The sequence below is a fragment of the Priestia megaterium NBRC 15308 = ATCC 14581 genome, from assembly GCF_000832985.1.
GTDB classification, from domain to species: domain Bacteria; phylum Bacillota; class Bacilli; order Bacillales; family Bacillaceae_H; genus Priestia; species Priestia megaterium.
In genome coordinates this window covers 4,858,889-4,880,458 of record NZ_CP009920.1, presented here as the reverse complement: position 1 = coordinate 4,880,458, position 21,570 = coordinate 4,858,889, and the positions used below count along the sequence as shown (strand labels likewise).

The following is a 21,570-nucleotide window of genomic DNA, read 5'->3' as shown; positions in this document are numbered from 1 at the left end:
ATGATAAATGAGCATAGGTCAAATTTTTCTCATTCTCGCGCCTATCTTTTTTGTCATTTTGCTTGGTTATTTAGCAGGGCACTTTAAAAAATTTAATAAGCAAACGTCTAAGGGGCTCAACACATTAGTAACGAAGTTTGCGCTTCCTGCACACTTATTTGTAGGTGTAACGACAACTCCAAGAAAAACACTCATAGACGAATGGCCGTTTTTAGTAGCGCTGATTTTAGGAATCGTCGGGTTTTACATCATTATATTGCTCGTCGTGAAGTATGCAGGGAAGCATACGTTAACTTCTTCTTCTATGTTTGCCCTAAACTCAGCTCAGCCAACGTTTGCTTTTATGGGCATTCCAGTACTCGGAGGATTGTTCGGTGCAGGCGCCGTAGCGATTCCAATTGCCATAACAGGAATCGTAGTAAACGCGATTTTAGACCCGCTGGCAACGATTTTAGGAACCGTTGGACAACGGGGGCGAAAAGAGGGGGAAGAGAAAACAAGTTTATTCAAAGTAACGGTTCATTCCATTTTGCATGGTTTATCTGAGCCTTTGGCATGTGTACCGTTAATTGGAGTGATTTTAACGCTTTGCGGCTTTCAGTCACCTAAACTTTTACAGGATATGCTTGATCAAATCGGAAGTATCACATCGGGAGCAGCTTTGTTTGCGGTAGGAGTAACGATTGGAATTGGAAAAATTAACTTCAGTAAAGGTGCGCTTGGGATCGCCGTCTTAAAAGTAGCGGTTCAACCCATCGTTATGCTCGGAATTGCAGTATGGATAGGATTATCTTCAGATGAAGTGACAAAAGCTATTTTGCTGGTAGCTTTTCCTGGGTCTGCTGTAGCTGCGATGATTGCTTTGCGGTTTGAAAGCTTGGAAAACGAAACCGCATCTGCTTTTGTCATTAGTGCTATTTTATCGTTGATTACGCTGCCGCTTCTTATTTCTTGGCTTATGTAAATAAAAAAACGAAAGAGGAGAATTCCTCTTTCGTTTTAAGACGGATTAATAAGCTAATGCAAATAATCCTTTGATATGAGATAAGTAACGAACGTTACTTGCTTCTTTCATAAGTGATGCTGGTAAACCTTTTAATTGCGTTTTGTTTCCGCCGATTGTACCAATTGCATCTTTTCGTCCAAGACTTCCTAGTGTACCAGAGAAGACAGGAACGAATGATTCCATTGCTCCGCCGCGAATAGCTACTGCTAAGTTCACGCCTACAACTTCACCCATTTGCCAAGCTAATTGAGCAGTAGGTGGGTAAGGGCGACCTTCTGGACCCATTACAACCGCTGAGTCACCAGCAAGGAATACATCTTTATGAGATGTAGATTGTAAGAATTCATTTACAAGTGCACGACCGCGGTTTACTTCGATACCTGAGTTAGCAACTACAGAATTACCTTGAACTCCGCCAGTCCATACCATTGTTTTTGTTTCAATTTTGCTGCCGTCTTTAAGTTCAACAGTTGTAGCATCCATTTTTGTTACAGGTGTACCAGTAACAAATGTAACGCCACGTTTTGTTAAGCTTGATTGAGCGCGCTCTACTAATTCAGCAGGGAAGCCTGGAAGAACTGTAGGAGCTGCTTCTACACAGTATAGAGAAATTTCTTTTGGATCAACACCGTGTTTTAGACATAGGCTTGGCATTAAGTCAGCGTATTCACCAACAAGTTCGATACCTGTTAATCCGCCGCCGCCAACTACGATTGTACCGTCAGCTTTATTTTTTGTTTTGCTGTATTCAGCGATACAAGCTTCTACGTGTGCACGTAAACGGTTTGCATCATTTACTGATTTAAGAACGAAGCTGTGCTCTTCTAAACCAGGGATACCGAAGTAAGCAGTTTCACTACCTAAAGCTGTAACAAGGTAGTCGTAGCTTAATTTTGTACCATCTTCAAGAGATACTTCACGTTGATCTGGTGAGATTTCTTTTACCGTTGCAATTTTTAAATCAACGTTGTAGTTTTTAAGTAATTTATCAAGTGGTAAAGCTACCGCTTGTTCAGAAACGCCGCCTACAGCTAGACGGTGTAATTCTGTAATGATTTGGTGAGTAGCAAAACGGTTCACTACTGTAATTTTTGCTTCATCCGCACTTAGGTGTTGGCGAGCTGTCATTGCAGTTAATAAACCACCGTAACCGCCGCCTAAAATTAAAATATGTTTTGACATAGTCGATCCTCCGTCCACACTTTTTAATGAAAATTATTTTTGTTTTTCGTTTGTAATGTCTAAATACGCTTGTGCAAAGCGGAATAGTTTTTGAGCTTGTGGATCTTTAAGCATGCGTAATAAACCGAATAAACCGATTGAATTAGAAGCATTTGCTTCTGCACGATCGTTTGCTTCGATTGCAGTAGCTGCAAGACCTTTTACTGTTCCTTCTACCGGCTCGATAAATTCTTTTACTCCACCAAGTAGATCTTCTTTTAATACGTCGTCAGTTAATAATGATTGCGCAACGTCGTAAGTTTTTGTAAGCACCGTTACCATTTCAGATAATTTTGGTAAATTATCTACAAGAACAGTAAGAGCTTCTTGTACTTCAGGCTTTAACAATTGATCTAACACATCCGCTTGACCTTTGTTAACTGCCGCTTCTGTTTGTACAGCAGCATTTTCCTCTGCAGCTGATTTTTGAATAGTTGATTGAGACATGAAAAGTCCTCCTTTGCTGGATACTGTTGCATATGTAGTTCCTAGTTATCTGCTAGACTTTCAAACTACATTGTGAAGTTGTGAAATCTTGCACATAATTCTATTTTAATTTTAATACGAGATAAAATCAACTCATTTCGTTGAAAAAATAAGTGAAGAACCTCGTAACCCTATGTTTAATAAAAGTTTATAAGAAATAAAGTGAATAATTGCCTAGGTAAATAAAATTAAAATAGGGAACTAACATGATTCCTCTTCCTACGATAAAACAAATAACGTCATATTTCAACACATACGGACTTAATATTCTATAAGTATTAAAAAGATAGGGCGCATTTACTATTTAAAGAGTTTTCAAAAAATTACATTGACTTACTATAGTGTTCTACATATAATCAGAATATAACATCTTATGTAAGGAGATATAACATGGTTATAGTGGATGAACTTTATCATAATGTGGTCATTACATTGCCTCAATTAAAATTAATTGAATTTATAATGAAGTTAAAAGAAGCTAAAGCACAAGAAATAGAAGATATAAAAACGAAAATTAGTAAATACGAAGAGAAGAAACGTGCTGAAGAAGCTTGGTATCAATCACTATCGCCGTTTCGTAAATTTTTTACCGGGCGTCCTTTAAGTCAGCATCAAGCGGTCGAGTATATGGTATACGTAAAGGAACGCTTTAAAAAAATTGATCACCTTAAAGCACAAATGCGAGAACTTCATGAAGTTCTTGAATTAATAAAAGCGGAAAATGAAGAAACAAGTGAAATTACACTTTCGCCTGCTATTGTACAAGAAATAAAACGATTAAAAAGCAGTGGAGGCGTTGGGATATGAGTGTTAATGAACTAAGTTTAGGGATAAATACAACGTGGGTCGTGTTAACAGCGGCGATGATTTTGTTAATGGAAGGCGGCTTTGCCTTGCTAGAGGCAGGTTTTGTCCGCTACAAAAATAGTGTGAATATTATTATGAAAGTATTCGCTGATATTACAATAGGAACGCTTTGTTTCTATTTAATTGGTTTTGGATTAATGTACGGAGATGATTTAGGCGGAGTTGTCGGTAAAAGCGGTTTTGCGCTATCAGGTAATTTATCGCACCTTGACATTCCAATTGGGCTTGAAACGTTTTGGTTGTTTCAATGTGCATTTGTTATTGCGGTCATTTCTATCGTTTCTGGAGCAGTGGCAGAACGAATTAATTTCCGTGCATACCTTTTATATGCGATTTTGATGACTACATTTATCTATCCTATAGCCGGCCACTGGATCTGGGGAGGCGGATGGATTAGTAAGTTAGGGATGCTTGATTTTGCCGGTTCGGCGGTTATCCATGCTCTTGGTGGTTTTTCAGCTTTAGCAGCTGCAATAATGATTGGACCGAGAAAAGGGAAGTTCACGAAAAATGGAATTAGTTCTGTTTCTCTTCCCAGCAATTTGCCGCTTGCATCAGTGGGTGCTTTTTTATTATGGTTTGGATGGTTCGGGTTTAACGCAGGAAGTACGCTAAGTGCCACTGACGTTAGAATTGGTCACATTGCTATTGTCACAATGTTATCAGCAGCAGCAGGCGGAGCAGCTACTTTATTTTATACTTTATTTCGCTACAACCGTTCAGATGCACCTTCTGTAATAAATGGATCGCTTGCTGGACTGGTTGGCATTACGGCCGGGTGCGCTTTTGTTAACACACCATCTGCTATTTTTATTGGAGCTGTATCTGGCTTATTAATGATGGCAGCTACAAACTGGCTCGAAGCACGTCAAATCGACGATCCTGTAGGAGCTTTTCCTGTACACGCTGCTTCGGGAATATGGGGCACGTTGGCTGTAGGTTTGTTTTCTACAGACGGCGGTGTGTTTACAGGAGGAGGCTGGACGTTACTTGGAGTTCAACTTCTTGGGTTAATCGCTCTATGCGCTTGGGGATTTGTTACGACGTGGATAGGGTTAAAGGTTATTTCCTTGGTGGTTCCGCTTCGATCTACGGAAGAAGAAGAAGAAGTGGGCTTAGATATCAGCTACCACGGTATCATGGCAGCTCATCAAGCTCCTGAATTTATTGAATATGAAAATTACTATGCGGAAGTAAAAGAAAAAGCCTCAGATTCGTAATAAAAGGCCGCGCTTTATAACAAAAGGGCGGCCTTTTTATGTGAAAAAAATAGATTTAAAATACTTGGTTTAAATGATTGAAAAGTCAGAATATTTGTGTTATATTATAAAAAAGCCAAGGAGTTGATTTCTTATGAAAAAGAATTTACTTAATTCACCGCAAAAATCCAACGGAAAGGTGCTTGATGCATTATTCGCTGAGATGATTTTAGACAAGGCGATTGCAGAATTTCGTAAAGCACAGCTAAAAGAAGAAATCGACCGCACGCTATTGATGAAAAATAAAGAAGAGTTTTTAAAACTCTCATCAGAACTTAAACAAATTTCTTAATTACTTACTATACTTCACACACCATCTATTTTTAGGTGGTGTGTTTTATTTTTGAGACCTACTAAAAGGGATTAATTAGTAATAATTATGAATATATTCCTATTTAAAACTTTATTTACATTAATTGTATTGACCTCTTTTGTGGATTTTTTTAACATAAATAAGAATTAAAGAGGAGGGGTTTGGTTGGGACATCTATTATTAGTAGATAGCTTGATTGCGGGTATTGTTTGCATTGTGTTAGGAATTTTATTTAGAGCTCATAAAACAAGCAAATTTTTGTATGGCATAGGGATTGTGTTTGGTCTTATTTTTGTCATCGGGACGGTCACTCATTCTCCATCTAATACAGAAACTTCATCAGTTACAGCTGAGAAAGTAGAAGCAAATCAAAAAGACAGTAAAGACATATCAGAACTTAAAGCTCTCGTTACTAAGGGAATGACAGATAAGGAATTTCAAAAAGAAAAAGAGAAAGCCGTTTTTCAACAGTCAGACTTAATTGCGTTAGGTAACGGAGAAGTCGGATATGTAATAAAAGCTGAAGACGGTTACGTTGTAGCTGATACGAATGGCAAAACCATTTCAAGCGTTGAAACGTTTAAAACGGCTGATGAAGTAGAACAGTATGAATTAAATGAAGTTAAAAAAGTATATAAAGATGTAAGGACAGTTGATGCTCATTATACGGCTTCAGATTTAGAAAGCTTAGAAGATTTCGATCAAAAAATTAATGAAGTGCTGAAGCGCGTCAATCTTACAAAAAAGGAGTTTAATGAACTAAAATTAAAGGATGCTAAAACATTAACTTCTCATGAAATAGAAGTAATGAAGGCTATACGTGATTCTGTTTCTCCCCTTACAAAAGATACGCTGCTGCAAAAAACGATCCCTGCTAAAGATATTGAAAAGTATGTAGATGGATCTTATACGGCAGTGGGAGGATATGTAGCTAAAGCTGAAGATGTTCATGATATTGCTTCGTACAAAGATTTTGTTGAAAGCTTACGTTTAGATTACACCGATGGTTCAGGTAAAAGGCCGTTTCCTGAAGAAGGATCGACGTACGGTGTAATCAAATTCAAATCGCAAGCGGTAAGCCATGTTGATATTCCCTACGGAACTGTGTTCGGAGGAAAAACAATAGACGGACCTCCATGTACGCTTAATGGGTTTACAGGATCTCGAAACGGGGAAACCGTTCCAGAGTTCAAATTTGATAACTATTATCCACCAGCAAACGGAGCGGAACTATACCAAGTGGTAAATGGGGAAGAAGTACTTTTAGCTACCTATATGGCAGAAGAAAAACGATTTGTGCCAGCGGTTGCTAATCCAATGTAAAGGACTGGTTTTTTGTGATTCGAAAAGGTTTGTATGCAGCATATAATGAACGGGATTACGAATGTTATGAAACGGAAAACGGGTGTGTAAAGCTGATTAGCTATGATAAAGGCGATGTAGCAAATGGATTCATTTCATACAATGACACGACTTTTACAAAAGAAGTTCCTCGTGATGCTGTTGAAGAAGTGTTTTTTGTAGCTCCGTATGCTACTTATCAAAATGAAACGTTTGGTGTGTCAGATGCTTCTGATCGTCGAGTGCTTTTGACCACATCTGAAAAAGAAAAAGCTGATAAATATCATTTTCAACGAACGGATAAATATCTATACGAAAAACATGTGTTAAAAGAAGAAGTGAAGTTAATGGAGAAAAAAACTCCTTACTCATAAGACGCCATAATAAAAAAGAGGATGCACTCGCATCCTCTTTTTTATTTAATCAATTTTCTTGAAGTGTTTCTGTTCGTATTATCATTTGTACGAAGGAAGGTAATGCCAAGACCGATTAATCCTCCTACAATAGCAGGAACTACCCAGCCGAGACCCACTCCATACATAGGTAGGATCGATGTAAACAGATCGTTTACTGCCGCAATTTTGAATCCAGCAGCATTTAAGCCATCAAATAAACTAACGATAAACGTGAACAGAAGGCTTACTTGGTAAACTTCAGAACGTCCTTTAAATAAAGGATGTAAGAATGTTAAAGCAATTAACACAATAGCTAACGGATAAATAGCTGTTAAGACCGGAACCGAAATAGCGATTAATTCTGTTAAACCAAAGTTTGCTACAACAGCGCTGAATGCTGATAAAATGACAGCAATCAACTTATAAGAAACCCTTGGAAACAGCTTATGGAAGAAAGATGAACAAGATGTTACAAGGCCTACACTTGTTGTTAAACAAGCAACGGTAATCATCAGACCTAAAAGAATTCCTCCATAAGAGCCAAAGTAGTAATTTGATACTTCAGCCAAAACCGTACCTCCGTTATCAAGACGTCCAAGCTCTGATACGCTTGAAGCACCCATATAGGACAATGCACTATAAATAAGAGCTAAAATAACGGCAGCGATAGCCGTAGCTTTTGCACAAATTGTGATGATTTGTCGGTTAGTTTTTGCTCCTTTTTCTTTAATTGCATTAATAATAATAATTCCAAAAACAAATGATGCTAGTGTATCCATTGTTAAGTAGCCTTCTTGGAAGCCTTTAAAAAATGAGTGTGTTGTATAAGCTTCGCTTGGTGCTTCAAATTTTCCAATTGGGTTCACAACAGCTACAACTACCAATATTCCAATAAACGTTAATTTAATAGGTGTTAAAACTTTTCCTACTAAATCGACAATTTTCGCAGGATTTAGCGAAAAAAAGCAGGTAATAGTAAAGAAAATTACCGTGAAAATAATAAGGGGAAGATGCCCTGGATTTTCTGATAAAAAAGGCTTAACGCCAATTTCGAACGAAACGCTTCCCGTTCTTGGCATCGCAAAAAGCGGTCCGATTGCCAAGTATAAAATCGTAGTAAAGATAATACCGAAAGCTGGGTGTACGCGACTAGCTAAAGACTGCAAATCCTCTTTTCCGGAAAAACCAAATGCGAGAACGCCTAGAAGAGGCAGACCTACACCCGTTACTAAAAATCCAGCGTTTGCTGACCAAATATTGCTTCCAGCAGACTGACCTAACATTGCAGGGAAGATTAAATTACCTGCGCCGAAGAATAGGGCAAAAAGCATAAAGCCAATAACCACTATAAATGAAAAAGGAACTTTGTTTGACACGTTAAAACCTCCAAAATTATAAATGCTTTTTATTATCGTGTTGAATAATTAAAATTTTCAGAATTTTATATTCGAATAATAAAAATAAACATGTATCGTATTATACTAACCTAAAATGTATATTTCAATATAAAATTTTATTTTTTTAATTTATTCGCTGAAATAGCAAAAATAGAAAAATACTTAGCAAAAAAATCTCAATATACAACAATTATTTGATATGATAAAACAGAACCGTGGCTTTTAAAAATTCGCATGTGCGGCCTTACACCCTTTTAGTAAAGAACTGTTTACATAAGGTGCTGTAAGGATGTATATTTATACACGGTTCGCGGAACCGCATATGCTCGATGGATGAAAGTCAACTGTGCGAAAGGAGCAAGAGAGTGAAAAGGTTAGGTCTAGCAACTCAGATTCTAATTGGACTGATTTTAGGCGTAGCTGTAGGTGCAATTTTTTATGGAAGCGATACAGCCATTTCTATTTTACAGCCGGTTGGAGACATATTTATTCATTTAATTAAGATGATTGTCGTACCGATTGTGATTTCAGCATTAATCGTAGCGGTCGCAGGAGTAGGCGATATCAAAAAATTAGGTAAGCTTGGCGGAAAAACAATTCTTTATTTTGAAATTGTTACAACCATTGCTATTGTAGTCGGGATTATTGCCGCGAACTTATTCCACCCTGGTGCAGGGGTTGATATGGGACATATTGAAAAAAGCGATATTTCTCAATATGAGGCAACGGCAAAAACGTCTGAAAGTACAGGGATTGCTCAAGAGCTTCTTCATATTGTTCCGACAAACGTCTTTCAATCCGTAGCAGAAGGCGATCTTTTACCAATCATTTTATTTTCCGTACTGTTTGGTGTAGGCGTAGCTTCGATTGGAGAGAGAGGAAAACCTGTTTTAGCCTTTTTTGAAGGCGTCTTGGATGCAATGTTTTGGGTAACTAATTTGGTGATGAAATTTGCTCCAGTAGGTGTATTTGCACTTATTGGTGTTAATATTATAAAGTTTGGTGTCGGATCACTTATTCCATTAGGAAAATTAGTGTTCGCCGTTTACTTCACCATGATTTTCTTTGTGCTTGTGGTTCTTGGAATTATTGCTAAAATGGCTGGAACAAGCATGTTTACGCTGATAAAAGTGTTAAAAGACGAGCTGCTTCTTGCTTTTACAACGGCAAGTTCAGAAGCCGTTTTACCATCTCTTATCAAAAAGATGGAAGACTTCGGTTGTTCTAAATCGGTTACATCGTTTGTTATTCCAACAGGCTACACGTTTAACTTAGATGGTTCAACCATTTATCAGGCCCTGGCATCGCTATTTATTGCTCAAATGTACGGCATCGACCTTTCCATTATGGATCAAATTCAGCTCCTTCTTGTGCTAATGTTAACTTCAAAAGGAATGGCTGGTGTACCAGGGGCATCGTTTGTAGTTGTACTTGCTACACTTGAATCTATGGGCTTCCCTCTTGAAGGCATGGCATTTATTGCAGGAATTGACCGCATTCTTGATATGATGCGTACCACAGTTAACGTAGTAGGAAATGCTTTAGCTGCAATTGTGATGTCGAAGTCTGAAGGCGAATTTGATAAGCAAAAATCATTAAATTATACAAATGAATTAAAGAAATCAAACATAGCTTAAAACAAACAAGCCGGGCAGCTGCCCGGCTTGTTTTGTTTGGAGCTGCCTGTTATCTTTTTTGAAACATATGATAAAATAAAAGAAATGAGAGACAAAGGAAGTGTCATAATGACGGAAACTGTTCAGTTAATTAAAAAGCTTGTTTCGATTCCCAGTCCTTCTGGAAATACAGAAAAGATAATTTCATTTGTCGAAGACTATGTAAAAGAGCTAAATATTCAAACGTATCGCAATCGAAAAGGAGGCTTAGTCGCTACTATTCCCGGTAAAGATACAGATCACCACCGCATGCTGACGGCTCATGTCGATACATTAGGTGCTATGGTAAAAGAAATCAAACCGAGTGGACGTCTGAAAATCGACTTGATTGGAGGGTTTCGTTACAATTCTATTGAAGGAGAATATTGTGAAATTGAAACTTCATCAGGAGAAGTATTTACAGGAACCATCCTTATGCATCAAACATCTGTTCATGTGTATAAAGATGCAGGGAAAGCTGAGCGAAATCAAGAAAATATAGAAATTCGATTGGATGAAAAAGTACATAGCGCAGAAGATGTTCGCAGCCTTGGAATTGAAGTCGGCGACTTTGTTTCGTTTGATCCTCGTGTAGAAATAACAAAAAGCGGTTTTATTAAATCTCGTCATCTCGATGATAAAGCAAGCGTAGCTTTATTGCTTCAGCTCATGAAAACAATTCAAGAAGAACAGATCGAACTGCCATACACTACGCATTTTCTCATTTCAAATAACGAAGAAATTGGATACGGAGGAAATTCGAACATTACACCTCAAACAGTAGAATACTTAGCGGTTGATATGGGTGCTATGGGAGATGGACAATCTACCGATGAATACACCGTGTCTATTTGTGTAAAAGATTCAAGCGGCCCATATCATTACGGTTTGAGAAAGCATTTGGTGGAGCTAGCTAAGCAGCATGATATTCAGTACAAATTAGATATTTATCCGTTTTACGGGTCAGATGCTTCTGCTGCTATTCGTGCTGGACATGATATCGTACACGGCTTAATTGGTCCAGGAATTGATTCTTCTCATGCGTTTGAGAGAACGCATCAAGATTCATTAAACCATACGTATAAGCTTCTTTATCACTATGTGCAGTCGAACATGGTTCTGTTTTAAGAAAGGAATATTTAATTAGTGTATTTTTATGCAAAATAAAGAGAAGTACGGGATTGTGATGTCTGTACTTTCCTTTCCTAAAAAAGAAGCCGGCTGTCCGGCTTCTTTTTTTTAATAAATACTATATATTTTTTACTGGTGAAGCAACAGTTGGTTAAAAAGCACCTTTTTAAAGAGGTGTAATATTGCTTAAACCTTTTGTACATTTTGTTCATTTACAGAAGTTAAAATGTTTTTAAATTTTTAAAAGTTTCTTGTGACAAGTTTTGTAGAATGGGTTTTCAAAAGGAAATGGTTTCGGCATAATGTGGATATAACGATCCCTACAATAATCGGAGGCGAATCTTTTCATGTGGGTACTGACGGTATATGCTGGAAAAGAAATGAAAATGTTTGAATTTGAAACTGAAAAGCAGGCGAGAGAAGCTTTTGCCAAAACAAATGGCTGTAAAGTTCTTTCAGAAGTGGTGTATTATAACGATCCTCATTTAACATTAGTAGCTATATAATGAAAAAACAAGAGCTGACTTTATGCTCTTGTTTTTTTTATAGATGCTTGTATCTTTCGAAAAGAATAGAGTTGAAATAAAAAAAAATGTACGCTATGATATGGTAGTTACTTCTATTATTCTGATAGTTTAAAAGGTTCATATATATCAAACAGCAACAACAAAGATGCCAAGAAGGCTTAATAGGGAAACTGGTGAAAGACCAGTACTGCCCCCGCAACTGTAAGTGTGGACGAACGAGTATAACCACTGTGGAAAAATCACGGGAAGGTTCTCAAGTAGAATGATACACAAGTCAGGAGACCTGTCTTTATTGTGAAGTTTCTATTTCTTCGGGGAGCGGGAAGGGAAACGTTGGCTTAAAGTGGCATTCGTGTACACTCTTATTCTGACGTTTTACCCGCTCGCATATTAGCGAAGCGGGTTTTTCTCATGTCGTAAAACTACATATCGTGCAAAAAAGGTGCGCAATGTTTACATTGTGTTAAATGGGAAGTCTGGTGTGAAGCCAGCGCGGTACCCGCCACTGTGAAGATGAGCTGATTGCATATGCCACTGTATTCGGGAAGGCGCAGTCAAGTGATGAATCGAAGTCAGGAAACCAGCCTTTCTTTAATGCGAAGCTTACCCTACGGGATATAGGTGGAAGTGCAAAAACTTAGTTTGAATTTTTCTGCGCCTCTATCATTGATAGAGGCGCTTTTTTTAGTAAAGGAGCGAATGAGTGTGACGACGTGGAACTTAAACGGAACAAAACATCACGTATTGATTTGTAATGGAAGCAGCTGTATGAGAAAAGGTGGAGAAGAAGCCACCCAAGCTATTCGAAATAAAGTGACGGAACTGGATTTGGATGAAACGGTTCATACAACGCGTACACGCTGTAACGGACGATGTAAAGATGCTCCTGTAGCTATTGTGTATCCTTCAGGAGATTGGTACAAGCAGGTCACTGAAACCGTGGCTCACCGGATTGTCGAAGAACATTTAGCAGGAGGCTGCAGTATAAAGGAATCGATTATTTATGAATATGATCAAAATGGTTTCGTTTCCCCGGAAAACAGTGACTCCATAGAAGGAATTGATAAAGTAAAAAGTAACGCATAAAGGAGGAGCTAGCATGAAAGGTAAACTGTTAGTTATCGGATTTGGGCCGGGAAGCTTTGAACATATTACACAGCGAGCAAGAGAAGCCATTCAAGAAAGTGATATGATCATCGGTTACAAAACCTATGTGGAATTAATTCAAGGACTGTTAACGAATCAGCAAATTATTAGTACGGGAATGACCGAAGAAGTAAGCCGTGCACAAGAAGCTGTAAAGCAAGCTGAAGCAGGAAAAACCGTGGCTGTCATTTCAAGCGGAGATGCAGGAGTATATGGAATGGCAGGCCTTGTGTATGAAGTGTTGATTGAAAAAGGTTGGAAAAAAGAAACGGGCGTAGAGCTGGAAGTAATTCCTGGCATTTCGGCTATTAATTCATGCGCATCCCTCCTTGGAGCGCCCGTGATGCATGATGCTTGTACAATTAGTTTAAGTGACCACCTTACGCCATGGGAACTAATCGAAAAAAGAATCGAAGCAGCTGCACAAGCAGATTTCGTAGTGGCTTTTTACAATCCAAAAAGCGGAAGACGAACAAGACAAATTGTTGAAGCACAGAGGATTCTATTAAAGTACCGTTCTCCTGATACGCCTGTTGGTCTTGTGAAAAGCGCTTATCGTCACCGTGAAGAAGTCGTAATGACCAACTTAAAAGACATGTTAAATCATGAAATTGGCATGCTGACTACCGTTGTTGTCGGGAATTCATCTACGTTTTTTTACGACGATTTAATGATTACACCGCGCGGATATCAGCGGAAATATACCCTTAACCAAACGGAGCAGCCGCTAAGACCGCATCAGCGACTTCGAAAAGAAGCGGAACCGTGGGCTCTCGATCAAGAAGAGACTGTAAAGCAAACAGCTTCAGCTATTGAAGCAGTTCAGACCACACCAGAAGAAACAGCAACTTCACGAGTTCTTGCAGAAGAAGCGCTTCAAGCAATTTTAGGTGAACCTACTTCTGCGGTCGTACATCAGCCAATACAGTCCATTTTCGAAGTGGCGGTTAGTCCAGGACTTGCAAATAAGAAATTCACGCCTGTTCAAATGACAACACTAGCAGAAGTTGTTGGTGAAAAAGGTACGATGGAGTATACACCTGACCATCAAATCAAACTGCAAATCCCAACGACTCAACCAGATGTGATTATTAAAAAGCTCCAAGCAGCTTCCTTTTTACTATCTCCGGTCGGAGATGTGTTCACAATCAAAGCGTGTGATTTTTGTGACGGAGAAAAAAGCGATGCTATTCCACATACGGAAGAATTACAAAAGCGCCTCGGGGGAATGGACATGCCAAAAGAGCTGAAGCTTGGTATTAATGGATGCGGCATGGCCTGCTATGGCGCAGTTCAAGAAGATATCGGCATTGTCTATAGAAAAGGTGCGTTTGATTTATTTTTAGGAGCTAAAACGGTTGGACGCAATGCGCATTCAGGTCAAATTGTGGCGGAAGGCATAGCACCTGATGACATTATTGAAATAGTCGAGAACATTGTCCATGAATATAAAGAAAAAGGTCATCCTAATGAGCGATTTCATAAATTCTTTAAGCGTGTGAAGAACGTTTATGGATTCGACTATCAAGATATAACACCAAAAATAAAAGTAGAACCAGCTCCGTGTGGAGATTAAAAAATAGGAGGGCATTATATGAAATCAGTTTTATTTGTCGGTCATGGAAGCAGAGATCCTGAAGGGAACGATCAAATTCGCGAATTTATTTCGACTATGAAGCATGATTGGGACGCATCTATTTTAGTAGAAACGTGTTTTCTAGAATTTGAACGCCCAAATGTAAGTCAAGGCATTGATACATGTGTGGCAAAAGGAGCAAAAGATGTAGTTGTAATTCCAATTATGCTCTTGCCTGCCGGCCACTCTAAAATACATATTCCGGCGGCTATAGATGAAGCTAAGGGAAAATATCCACACGTAAACTTCGTATACGGACGTCCCATTGGCGTTCATGAAGAAGCCCTGGAAATTTTAAAAACGAGATTACAAGAATCAGGAGAGAATTTAGAAACTCCAGCTGAAGACACGGCTGTTATTGTCTTAGGGCGAGGAGGAAGTGATCCTGATGCAAACAGTGATCTATATAAAATTACGCGCCTTCTTTGGGAAAAAACAAACTATAAAATCGTTGAAACTTCTTTTATGGGCGTGACTGCTCCACTGATTGATGAAGGGGTAGAGCGATGTTTAAAACTGGGCGCTAAAAAAGTGGTTATTCTCCCGTATTTCTTATTTACAGGAGTACTAATTAAGCGATTAGAAGAAATGGTGAAGCAGTATAAAATGCAGCATGAAAACATCGAATTTAAGCTAGCTGGCTATTTCGGTTTTCATCCAAAACTGCAGACAATTTTAAAAGAACGTGCTGAAGAAGGATTAGAAGGTGAAGTGAAAATGAACTGCGATACGTGTCAATATCGCCTCGGCATTATGGAGCATATTGATCACCACCATCATCACGATCATGACCATGATCACGGACACCATCACCACGATCACCATCATGACCACGACCACCATGAAGATAAGGTCGGCGAGCTAAAATGATTTTATTGTTAGCCGGAACTAGCGATGCACGTGCATTAGCCGTGCAAGTGAAAAAAGCAGGTCATGAGGTTACGGCAACGGTTGTAACCGAAAACGCAGCTATCGAATTACAGCGTGCAGAAGTGAAAGTGAAAATTGGACGTCTCAAAAAAGAAGATATGATGGATTTTGTAAACGAACATCGTGTAAAAGCTATTGTGGATGCAAGTCATCCTTTTGCAGAAGAAGCATCTAAAAATGCTATCGGCGCGGCTGCTGAAACAGCGATTCCTTACATACGCTATGAGCGGGCTTCGCAGGCTTTTGCCTATGATAATATGACGATGGTTTCTACGTATGAAGAAGCAGCAGAAGTAGCAGCTGAGAAAAAAGGAGTTATTATGCTGACAACAGGCAGCAAAACGCTGCAGGTTTTTACAGAAAAGCTGCTTCCTCTTTCAGATGTACGGCTTGTTGCTCGTATGCTTCCAAGGCTGGATAATATGGAAAAGTGCCAGCAATTAGGATTTCCGCAAAAAAATATTATTGCTATTCAAGGGCCTTTTACAAAAGAGTTTGATCGAGCACTGTATAAGCAATACGGAGTGACGGTCATGGTCACAAAAGAAAGCGGAAAAGTTGGATCTGTGGATGAAAAAGTGGAAGCAGCCAAAGAGTTAGGCTTAGATATTATTATGATTGGGCGACCGAAAATTGAGTATGGGACCGTGTATTCCACTTTTGAAGAAGTGGTTCATGCTTTAGTAAACCAAACTAGGAGTTGATTGAGATGGATTTTCGTACAGAATTTAAACCGTTAACTGTTCAGCCTCAGCAAATAGAAGGAAAAAGTTTTGAGATGATTACAGAAGAGCTTGGGTCTCATCCGTTTACAGACGAACAGTACCCAATTGTTCAGCGCGTAATTCATGCGTCTGCAGACTTTGAGCTTGGACGCAGCATGCTGTTTCATCCGGATGCGATTCAAGCAGGAATTAAAGCTATTCGCAGCGGCAAGCAAGTGGTTGCAGATGTACAAATGGTGCAAGTAGGAACAAACAAGCAGCGAATTGAAAAACACGGCGGTGAAATCAAAGTTTATATTTCAGATCCGGACGTAATGGAAGAAGCAAAGCGCTTAAATACAACGCGTGCAATTATTTCTATGCGAAAAGCCATCAAAGAAGCAGACGGTGGAATTTTTGCAATTGGGAACGCACCCACAGCTTTACTTGAATTAATTCGTTTGATTAAAGAAGGAGAAGCGAAGCCTGGGCTTGTTATTGGTCTGCCGGTAGGATTTGTTTCAGCAGCTGAATCTAAAGAAGAACTTGCAAAACTTGACGTGCCGTTTATTACAAACATCGGGCGAAAAGGCGGCAGTACGGTAACGGTTGCTGCATTAAATGCAATTTCAATTCTTGCAGATCAGGTGTAACGCATGAAGGAAGTACCAAAAGAACCTAAGAAACTCAGAGAAGGCTATACGACGGGCGCTTGTGCAACGGCAGCTACGAGAGCAGCTCTGCTTACGCTAATTTCAGGAGAAGTGCAAGATGAGTCAACGATTTACCTACCTGTCGGCCGCTTTGCTACGTTTCATCTTGAAGAATGCGAGTATCGTACAAGCAGCGCTGTAGCTAGCATCATTAAAGATGCTGGAGATGATCCCGATGCCACGCACGGAGCGCTGATTATTTCTGAAGTTTCGTGGTGTAATGGTGCAGGCATTATCATTGATGGAGGAGTGGGAGTAGGGCGTGTGACAAAGCCCGGCCTCCCGGTTCCTGTCGGTGAAGCAGCCATTAACCCTGTTCCAAGAAAGATGCTGAAAGAAACGGCTGAACAGCTTTTAGCCCAATACAATATACAAAAAGGCGTTAAGATTGTCATCTCGGTTCCTCAGGGAGAAGAAATGGCGAAAAAGACATTAAATGCGCGTCTAGGTATTTTAGGAGGCATTTCGATACTGGGGACGCGGGGGATTGTCGTTCCGTTCTCAACAGCTGCTTATAAAGCAAGCATCGTGCAGGCAATCAGCGTTGCTAAAGCAAGTAATTGTGAGCACGTCGTCATTACGACAGGGGGCCGAAGCGAAAAGTATGGAATGAAACAGTTCCCAGATCTTCCGGAAGAAGCATTTATCGAAATGGGAGATTTTGTTGGATTTACGTTAAAACAATGTAAAAAGCAAGGAATGAAAAAAGTATCGCTCGTAGGCATGATGGGAAAGTTTTCAAAAGTCGCGCAAGGCGTTATGATGGTTCATTCAAAAAGTGCACCCATTGATTTTAATTTTTTAGCAAAAGCAGCTTCTGAGTCAGGCGCTTCTGCTGAACTGGTAGAGGAAATAAAAGGTGCAAACACAGCTTCTCAAGTGGGAGATTTAATGACACAAAGCGGTCATCATCAGTTTTTTGAAAAACTGTGCGAGTACTGCTGTTTATCAGCGTTAAAGGAAGTAGGGGACGGAATCGATGTCGATACGTCTCTTTACACATTAAAAGGAGATTTTTTAGGACAGGCGGTGCAACATGGCAATTAAAATTATTGGAATTGGTGACGACGGAAAGTTAAGTTTGCTTCCTATGTATGAAAAGTGGATTTATGAAAGCGATGTGCTAGTTGGAGGTAAGCGTCACCTTGATTTTTTTCAAGATTTCAAAGGAGAAAAAGTGGCGATTGAAGGAGGGCTTTCTTCTCTTGTTGAACGTTTAAAAAACGAAGAAGGAAATGCGGTTGTGTTAGCCTCAGGTGATCCGTTATTTTACGGAATAGGAAGCTATCTTTCTACGAAGCTAGACGTTGAAATATACCCTTATTTAAGTTCTATTCAGCTTGCATTCTCACGCCTAAAGGAGCGATGGCAAGACGCTTATTTTACAAGCGTGCACGGCAGGAGCATAAAAGGGCTGGCTCAGCGCATTGACGGCTATAGAACAGTGGCGATTCTAACCGATGAGCAAAATTCTCCTAGTGCTCTGGCAAACTACTTATTGTCATTTGGCATGACAGAATACAAGATGTTTGTAGCAGAGAATTTAGGTGGGAAAACGGAGCGCTGTCAGCTGCTTTCGCTGGAAGAAGCGGCGAATCAACTCTTTTCTCCGCTTAATGTCGTGATATTAAAACAGATAGAAAAAAGCCCAGTTTGGCCTCTTGGAATAGAAGATGATGAATTTATTCAACGCAAGCCGGATAAAGGACTTATCACTAAAAAAGAAGTTCGTACACTTAGTATTAGCGCCCTGCAGCTAAAGAAAGACAGCGTCGTGTGGGATATCGGAACATGTACAGGTTCAGTGGCAATTGAAGCGGCTAAAATTGCGCGTGAAGGACAAATTTTTGCTGTGGAAAAAAATGAAGCAGACTTAGAAAATTGCAGGGAAAATCTAGCGAAATTTCGGGTTGATGCCCACACTGTGCACGGAAAAGCACCAGAAGGACTAAATGAGTTTGCTGATCCTGATGCAGTGTTTATTGGAGGGACAGCAGGAGGCATGGAAACCATTTTGGACGTGTGCTGCAGCCGCTTAAATTCAGAAGGACGTATCGTATTAAACGCCGTGACAATTGAAAATTTAGCAGAAGCGATGAAAGCTTTTAAAGAGCGAGGATTTGAGACTGCTGTTACCCTTGCACAAATTTCAAGGAGCAAGCCAATTTTACATTTAACACGCTTTGATGCTTTAAACCCTATTTATATTATTACAGCTCAAAAAGGAGAATGAACATGATTGGAACATTGTACGGACTTGGAGTTGGACCAGGAGATCCAGAACTAATCACGGTAAAAGCATTTCGTAAATTAAAAGAATCACCCGTTATTGCGTATCCGAAAAAGCAAAAAGGAAGCAAAAGCTATGCCCAAAAAATTATTGATGTCTATTTCAGTGCAAATGAAAAAGACATGCTCGGCCTTGTGTTTCCCATGACAAAAGATCCTGCTATCTTAGAGAAAAAATGGACCGAAACGGTGGAGCGAGTATGGGAAAAGCTTGAAGAAGGAAAAGATGTAGCATTTGTGACAGAGGGCGACCCTATGCTTTACAGCACGTTTATTCACATGATGCGTTTAATGCAAGAGTGTCACCCTGAAGCTCCGATTCAAGTAATTCCTGGCATTTCATCTATTAATGGAGTGGCATCTCGCTTAGGTATTCCTTTAGCAGACGGTGATGAACATGTAGCGATTGTTCCTGCTCGTGAAGATTATGAAACAATGAAAAAAGTATTAATGGAAAACGACTGCGTCATTTTTATTAAAGTGGCCAAAGTCATCGATTTTATGGTTGGTCTTTTAAAAGAGCTTGATCTGCTTGAAAAAGCGTCAGTGGTGACAAAAGTAACGTCAGATGAAGAAATTATCTGGAAAGCTTCAGAACTAGAAGGAGCTGATTTACAATACTTAACGCTAATGGTGGTGCGAAAATGAAGTTATACATAATCGGAGCTGGACCCGGAGATCCAGATTTAATTACCGTAAAAGGCTTAAAATTACTTCAGCAAGCAGATGTTGTCTTGTACGCTGACTCACTGGTAAGTCAAGAGCTAGTTGCTAAGTCTAAACCAGGAGCTGAAGTGTTAAAAACAGCGGGTATGCATTTAGAAGAAATGGTCGGTACGATGCTTGAACGCATGCGTGAAGGAAAAATGGTTGTAAGAGTACATACCGGAGATCCTGCTATGTACGGAGCCATTATGGAACAAATGGTGCTTTTAAAAAGAGAAGGCGTTGATATTGAAATCGTTCCGGGCGTCAGCTCCGTATTCGCTGCTGCTGCAGCGGCTGAAGCAGAATTAACCATTCCAGATTTGACTCAAACGGTTATTTTAACTCGTGCTGAAGGAAGAACGCCTGTACCTGAGTTTGAAAAATTAACTGATTTAGCAAAACATAAATGTACCATTGCGTTATTTTTAAGCGCGACGCTCACAAAAAAAGTAATGAAAGAATTTATAAGCGCGGGTTGGAGTGAAGACACGCCGATTGTAGTAGTCTATAAAGCAACGTGGCCAGATGAAAAAATTGTTCGCACAACGGTAAAAGACCTCGATGATGCTATGCGAACAAACGGCATTCGCAAGCAGGCGATGATTTTGGCAGGCTGGGCACTTGATCCACACATTCATGACAAAGATTATCGTTCAAAACTTTATGACAAAACATTTACCCATGGCTTTCGAAGAGGAGTGAAGTCGGAATGATTCAACTCCAAGAAGGAAAAAAAGCCCTCATTACACAGCGCGGAGATTATGCCGTTGTAGCTATCACAAAACACGGCGTGGAAATTGCAAGAAATCTAGGCCGCACTTTTCAGCAGTCTGATGTGTATTACATGAGCAAGTTTGAAAAAGGAGACGAACAAGAGCAGAACATTCAGCTGTTTTCAGGAAGCGTTCGGATGCTTTTGCCTTCTCTTTTTGAATCGTATAAAGGGCTTATTATTATTATCTCACTCGGAGCAGTTGTACGTATGATTGCTCCTATTTTAAAAGATAAAAAAACGGATCCTGCGGTTGTTGTCATTGATGATAAAGGCGAAAATGTCATCAGCGTGCTTTCGGGTCATATCGGAGGAGCAAATGAGCTTACGCGTGAAGTTGCGGCAGTTCTTGAAGCTCATCCTGTTATTACAACAGCATCCGATGTGCAAAAAACAATTCCAGTTGATTTATTTGGTAAGCGCTTTGGATGGGTGTGGGAGTCAGCAGAAAAACTAACGCCTGTCAGCGCTTCTGTGGTGAATGAAGAAGAAATAGCAGTGGTTCAAGAATCAGGTGAAAAGAACTGGTGGCATTATGAGCACCCTGTTCCAGCTAACATTAAAACATATTCATCGATTCAGACAGCTCTTGAAGCATCGCCACATGCAGCTTTGATCGTAACGCATCGCAATTTAAAAAAAGAGGAAGAAGCAATCTTAGAAAACGGTGTTCTTTACCGGCCAAAAGTATTAGCGATTGGGATGGGATGCAATCGAGGGACAAGTACAGCTGAAATTGAAACCGTTATTGAAAAAACGCTTGCTGAACTTCAGTTTTCAATGAAAAGTGTAAAAGCATTATGTACAATAGAGTTAAAGAAAGATGAAGAAGGGCTGTTAGAAGTGGCGTCTAAGTACGGATGGGAGTTTGTCTATTATTCGCCCCAAGAGCTAAACAGCATAAGTATCCAACAGCCTTCAGATACTGTCTTTAAATATACAGGTGCATATGGCGTCAGTGAACCTGCTGCTATGTTATACAGCGGTGCTGATAAGCTTGAACTTGTGAAGAAAAAGTCAGGGAATGTAACCATTTCAGTGGCGCTTATTCCCTATGACTAAAGGAGAGAACAA

22 protein-coding genes and 2 riboswitches are annotated in these 21,570 nt (G+C 39.6%); of the genes, 19 read left to right on the top strand and 3 right to left on the bottom strand.

Annotated features, from left to right (window positions below; translation table 11 throughout):
- Window positions 1-7: 7 nt before the first annotated feature.
- Window positions 8-964: an AEC family transporter gene (locus BG04_RS25040; protein ID WP_034651524.1), complete on the top strand. Its 957-nt coding sequence runs from the start codon at window positions 8-10 to the stop codon at window positions 962-964.
- A gap of 45 nt (window positions 965-1,009) precedes the next feature.
- On the opposite strand, the gene BG04_RS25035 is transcribed toward BG04_RS25040, so the two are convergent.
- Both BG04_RS25035 and BG04_RS25030 read right to left on the bottom strand, forming a co-directional pair.
- A complete protein-coding gene (locus BG04_RS25035; RefSeq protein ID WP_013057328.1) occupies window positions 1,010-2,188 on the bottom strand; it encodes an NAD(P)/FAD-dependent oxidoreductase in 1,179 nt (392 codons plus the stop codon).
- A 33-nt stretch (window positions 2,189-2,221) separates the two neighbouring features.
- Window positions 2,222-2,674: a DUF1641 domain-containing protein gene (locus BG04_RS25030; RefSeq protein WP_013057327.1), complete on the bottom strand. Its 453-nt coding sequence runs from the start codon at window positions 2,672-2,674 to the stop codon at window positions 2,222-2,224.
- A gap of 429 nt (window positions 2,675-3,103) precedes the next feature.
- Between BG04_RS25030 and BG04_RS25025 the strand changes: the two genes are divergently transcribed.
- The 5 genes from BG04_RS25025 (at window position 3,104) to BG04_RS25005 (ending at window position 6,867) form a co-directional block, all read left to right on the top strand.
- Entirely contained in the window at window positions 3,104-3,520 is a 417-nt protein-coding gene (locus BG04_RS25025) for a hypothetical protein (RefSeq protein ID WP_013057326.1), read from the top strand.
- On the top strand, window positions 3,517-4,800 hold the full coding sequence (locus BG04_RS25020) for an ammonium transporter (protein ID WP_013083425.1): 1,284 nt from the start codon (window positions 3,517-3,519) through the stop codon (window positions 4,798-4,800). Before BG04_RS25025 ends, BG04_RS25020 begins: the two co-directional genes overlap by 4 nt.
- A gap of 133 nt (window positions 4,801-4,933) precedes the next feature.
- Window positions 4,934-5,131 carry an IDEAL domain-containing protein gene (locus BG04_RS25015; RefSeq protein ID WP_013057324.1) on the top strand — a complete coding sequence of 66 codons (198 nt, stop codon included), beginning with the start codon at window positions 4,934-4,936 and terminating at the stop codon, window positions 5,129-5,131.
- A gap of 186 nt (window positions 5,132-5,317) precedes the next feature.
- Entirely contained in the window at window positions 5,318-6,475 is a 1,158-nt protein-coding gene (locus BG04_RS25010; protein ID WP_034651529.1) for a hypothetical protein, read from the top strand.
- Window positions 6,476-6,489: 14 nt separating this feature from the next.
- Window positions 6,490-6,867 (top strand): hypothetical protein, encoded by a 378-nt coding sequence (locus BG04_RS25005; RefSeq protein WP_016764375.1) that lies wholly within the window; start codon window positions 6,490-6,492, stop codon window positions 6,865-6,867.
- 41 nt (window positions 6,868-6,908) lie between these two features.
- Here the strand turns inward: BG04_RS25005 and brnQ are convergent, their stop codons facing one another.
- Entirely contained in the window at window positions 6,909-8,264 is a 1,356-nt protein-coding gene (brnQ, locus tag BG04_RS25000; protein ID WP_034651532.1) for a branched-chain amino acid transport system II carrier protein, read from the bottom strand.
- 386 nt (window positions 8,265-8,650) lie between these two features.
- Here brnQ and BG04_RS24995 point away from each other — a divergent pair, with 386 nt between their 5' ends.
- The 13 genes from BG04_RS24995 to BG04_RS24940 all read left to right on the top strand — a co-directional run bounded on the left by BG04_RS24995 (window position 8,651) and on the right by BG04_RS24940 (window position 21,558).
- Window positions 8,651-9,922: a cation:dicarboxylate symporter family transporter gene (locus BG04_RS24995; protein ID WP_014459829.1), complete on the top strand. Its 1,272-nt coding sequence runs from the start codon at window positions 8,651-8,653 to the stop codon at window positions 9,920-9,922.
- Between the two features lie 108 nt (window positions 9,923-10,030).
- The gene (locus BG04_RS24990) at window positions 10,031-11,068 is read left to right on the top strand and encodes a M42 family metallopeptidase (RefSeq protein WP_034651535.1); all 1,038 of its coding nucleotides are present in this window, start codon (window positions 10,031-10,033) and stop codon (window positions 11,066-11,068) included.
- A gap of 350 nt (window positions 11,069-11,418) precedes the next feature.
- Window positions 11,419-11,577 carry a hypothetical protein gene (locus tag BG04_RS31145; protein ID WP_013057318.1) on the top strand — a complete coding sequence of 53 codons (159 nt, stop codon included), beginning with the start codon at window positions 11,419-11,421 and terminating at the stop codon, window positions 11,575-11,577.
- Window positions 11,578-11,724: 147 nt separating this feature from the next.
- Window positions 11,725-11,903, top strand: a riboswitch (cobalamin riboswitch).
- 118 nt (window positions 11,904-12,021) lie between these two features.
- A riboswitch (cobalamin riboswitch) is annotated at window positions 12,022-12,201 on the top strand.
- Between the two features lie 102 nt (window positions 12,202-12,303).
- Entirely contained in the window at window positions 12,304-12,684 is a 381-nt protein-coding gene (locus BG04_RS24985) for a (2Fe-2S) ferredoxin domain-containing protein (protein ID WP_034651537.1), read from the top strand.
- A gap of 13 nt (window positions 12,685-12,697) precedes the next feature.
- A complete protein-coding gene (gene cobJ, locus BG04_RS24980) occupies window positions 12,698-14,320 on the top strand; it encodes a precorrin-3B C(17)-methyltransferase (RefSeq protein WP_034651540.1) in 1,623 nt (540 codons plus the stop codon).
- Window positions 14,321-14,338: 18 nt separating this feature from the next.
- The gene (locus tag BG04_RS24975; RefSeq protein WP_034651543.1) at window positions 14,339-15,250 is read left to right on the top strand and encodes a sirohydrochlorin chelatase; all 912 of its coding nucleotides are present in this window, start codon (window positions 14,339-14,341) and stop codon (window positions 15,248-15,250) included.
- Window positions 15,247-16,014, top strand: coding sequence for a precorrin-6A reductase (cobK, locus tag BG04_RS24970; protein WP_034651546.1), 768 nt, complete (start codon window positions 15,247-15,249; stop codon window positions 16,012-16,014). Before BG04_RS24975 ends, cobK begins: the two co-directional genes overlap by 4 nt.
- 5 nt (window positions 16,015-16,019) lie before the next feature.
- Window positions 16,020-16,667, top strand: coding sequence for a precorrin-8X methylmutase (locus tag BG04_RS24965; RefSeq protein WP_026106605.1), 648 nt, complete (start codon window positions 16,020-16,022; stop codon window positions 16,665-16,667).
- A 3-nt stretch (window positions 16,668-16,670) separates the two neighbouring features.
- The gene (locus tag BG04_RS24960; RefSeq protein ID WP_034651550.1) at window positions 16,671-17,774 is read left to right on the top strand and encodes a cobalt-precorrin-5B (C(1))-methyltransferase; all 1,104 of its coding nucleotides are present in this window, start codon (window positions 16,671-16,673) and stop codon (window positions 17,772-17,774) included.
- Window positions 17,764-18,960 carry a bifunctional cobalt-precorrin-7 (C(5))-methyltransferase/cobalt-precorrin-6B (C(15))-methyltransferase gene (locus BG04_RS24955; RefSeq protein ID WP_034651553.1) on the top strand — a complete coding sequence of 399 codons (1,197 nt, stop codon included), beginning with the start codon at window positions 17,764-17,766 and terminating at the stop codon, window positions 18,958-18,960. The genes BG04_RS24960 and BG04_RS24955 overlap by 11 nt, the downstream gene beginning before the upstream one ends.
- 2 nt (window positions 18,961-18,962) lie before the next feature.
- Complete coding sequence (cobI, locus tag BG04_RS24950; protein ID WP_034651555.1) at window positions 18,963-19,664, top strand: precorrin-2 C(20)-methyltransferase; 702 nt, start codon at window positions 18,963-18,965, stop codon at window positions 19,662-19,664.
- Window positions 19,661-20,437 (top strand): precorrin-4 C(11)-methyltransferase, encoded by a 777-nt coding sequence (gene cobM, locus BG04_RS24945; RefSeq protein ID WP_034651558.1) that lies wholly within the window; start codon window positions 19,661-19,663, stop codon window positions 20,435-20,437. The genes cobI and cobM overlap by 4 nt, the downstream gene beginning before the upstream one ends.
- Window positions 20,434-21,558: a cobalt-precorrin 5A hydrolase gene (locus BG04_RS24940; RefSeq protein ID WP_051975591.1), complete on the top strand. Its 1,125-nt coding sequence runs from the start codon at window positions 20,434-20,436 to the stop codon at window positions 21,556-21,558. Before cobM ends, BG04_RS24940 begins: the two co-directional genes overlap by 4 nt.
- The last annotated feature ends 12 nt before the right edge of the window (window positions 21,559-21,570 follow it).

What these genes read in the sequence shown, in the direction of transcription:
- BG04_RS25040 (WP_034651524.1), top strand. Translation starts at nt 8, where the DNA reads ATGAGCATAGGTCAAATTTTTCTCATTCTCGCGCCTATCTTTTTTGTC.
- BG04_RS25035 (WP_013057328.1), bottom strand. Translation starts at nt 2,188, where the DNA reads ATGTCAAAACATATTTTAATTTTAGGCGGCGGTTACGGTGGTTTATTA.
- BG04_RS25030 (WP_013057327.1), bottom strand. Translation starts at nt 2,674, where the DNA reads ATGTCTCAATCAACTATTCAAAAATCAGCTGCAGAGGAAAATGCTGCT.
- BG04_RS25025 (WP_013057326.1), top strand. Translation starts at nt 3,104, where the DNA reads ATGGTTATAGTGGATGAACTTTATCATAATGTGGTCATTACATTGCCT.
- BG04_RS25020 (WP_013083425.1), top strand. Translation starts at nt 3,517, where the DNA reads ATGAGTGTTAATGAACTAAGTTTAGGGATAAATACAACGTGGGTCGTG.
- BG04_RS25015 (WP_013057324.1), top strand. Translation starts at nt 4,934, where the DNA reads ATGAAAAAGAATTTACTTAATTCACCGCAAAAATCCAACGGAAAGGTG.
- BG04_RS24990 (WP_034651535.1), top strand. Translation starts at nt 10,031, where the DNA reads ATGACGGAAACTGTTCAGTTAATTAAAAAGCTTGTTTCGATTCCCAGT.
- BG04_RS31145 (WP_013057318.1), top strand. Translation starts at nt 11,419, where the DNA reads ATGTGGGTACTGACGGTATATGCTGGAAAAGAAATGAAAATGTTTGAA.
- cobJ (WP_034651540.1), top strand. Translation starts at nt 12,698, where the DNA reads ATGAAAGGTAAACTGTTAGTTATCGGATTTGGGCCGGGAAGCTTTGAA.
- BG04_RS24975 (WP_034651543.1), top strand. Translation starts at nt 14,339, where the DNA reads ATGAAATCAGTTTTATTTGTCGGTCATGGAAGCAGAGATCCTGAAGGG.
- cobK (WP_034651546.1), top strand. Translation starts at nt 15,247, where the DNA reads ATGATTTTATTGTTAGCCGGAACTAGCGATGCACGTGCATTAGCCGTG.
- BG04_RS24965 (WP_026106605.1), top strand. Translation starts at nt 16,020, where the DNA reads ATGGATTTTCGTACAGAATTTAAACCGTTAACTGTTCAGCCTCAGCAA.
- BG04_RS24960 (WP_034651550.1), top strand. Translation starts at nt 16,671, where the DNA reads ATGAAGGAAGTACCAAAAGAACCTAAGAAACTCAGAGAAGGCTATACG.
- BG04_RS24955 (WP_034651553.1), top strand. Translation starts at nt 17,764, where the DNA reads ATGGCAATTAAAATTATTGGAATTGGTGACGACGGAAAGTTAAGTTTG.
- cobI (WP_034651555.1), top strand. Translation starts at nt 18,963, where the DNA reads ATGATTGGAACATTGTACGGACTTGGAGTTGGACCAGGAGATCCAGAA.
- cobM (WP_034651558.1), top strand. Translation starts at nt 19,661, where the DNA reads ATGAAGTTATACATAATCGGAGCTGGACCCGGAGATCCAGATTTAATT.
- BG04_RS24940 (WP_051975591.1), top strand. Translation starts at nt 20,434, where the DNA reads ATGATTCAACTCCAAGAAGGAAAAAAAGCCCTCATTACACAGCGCGGA.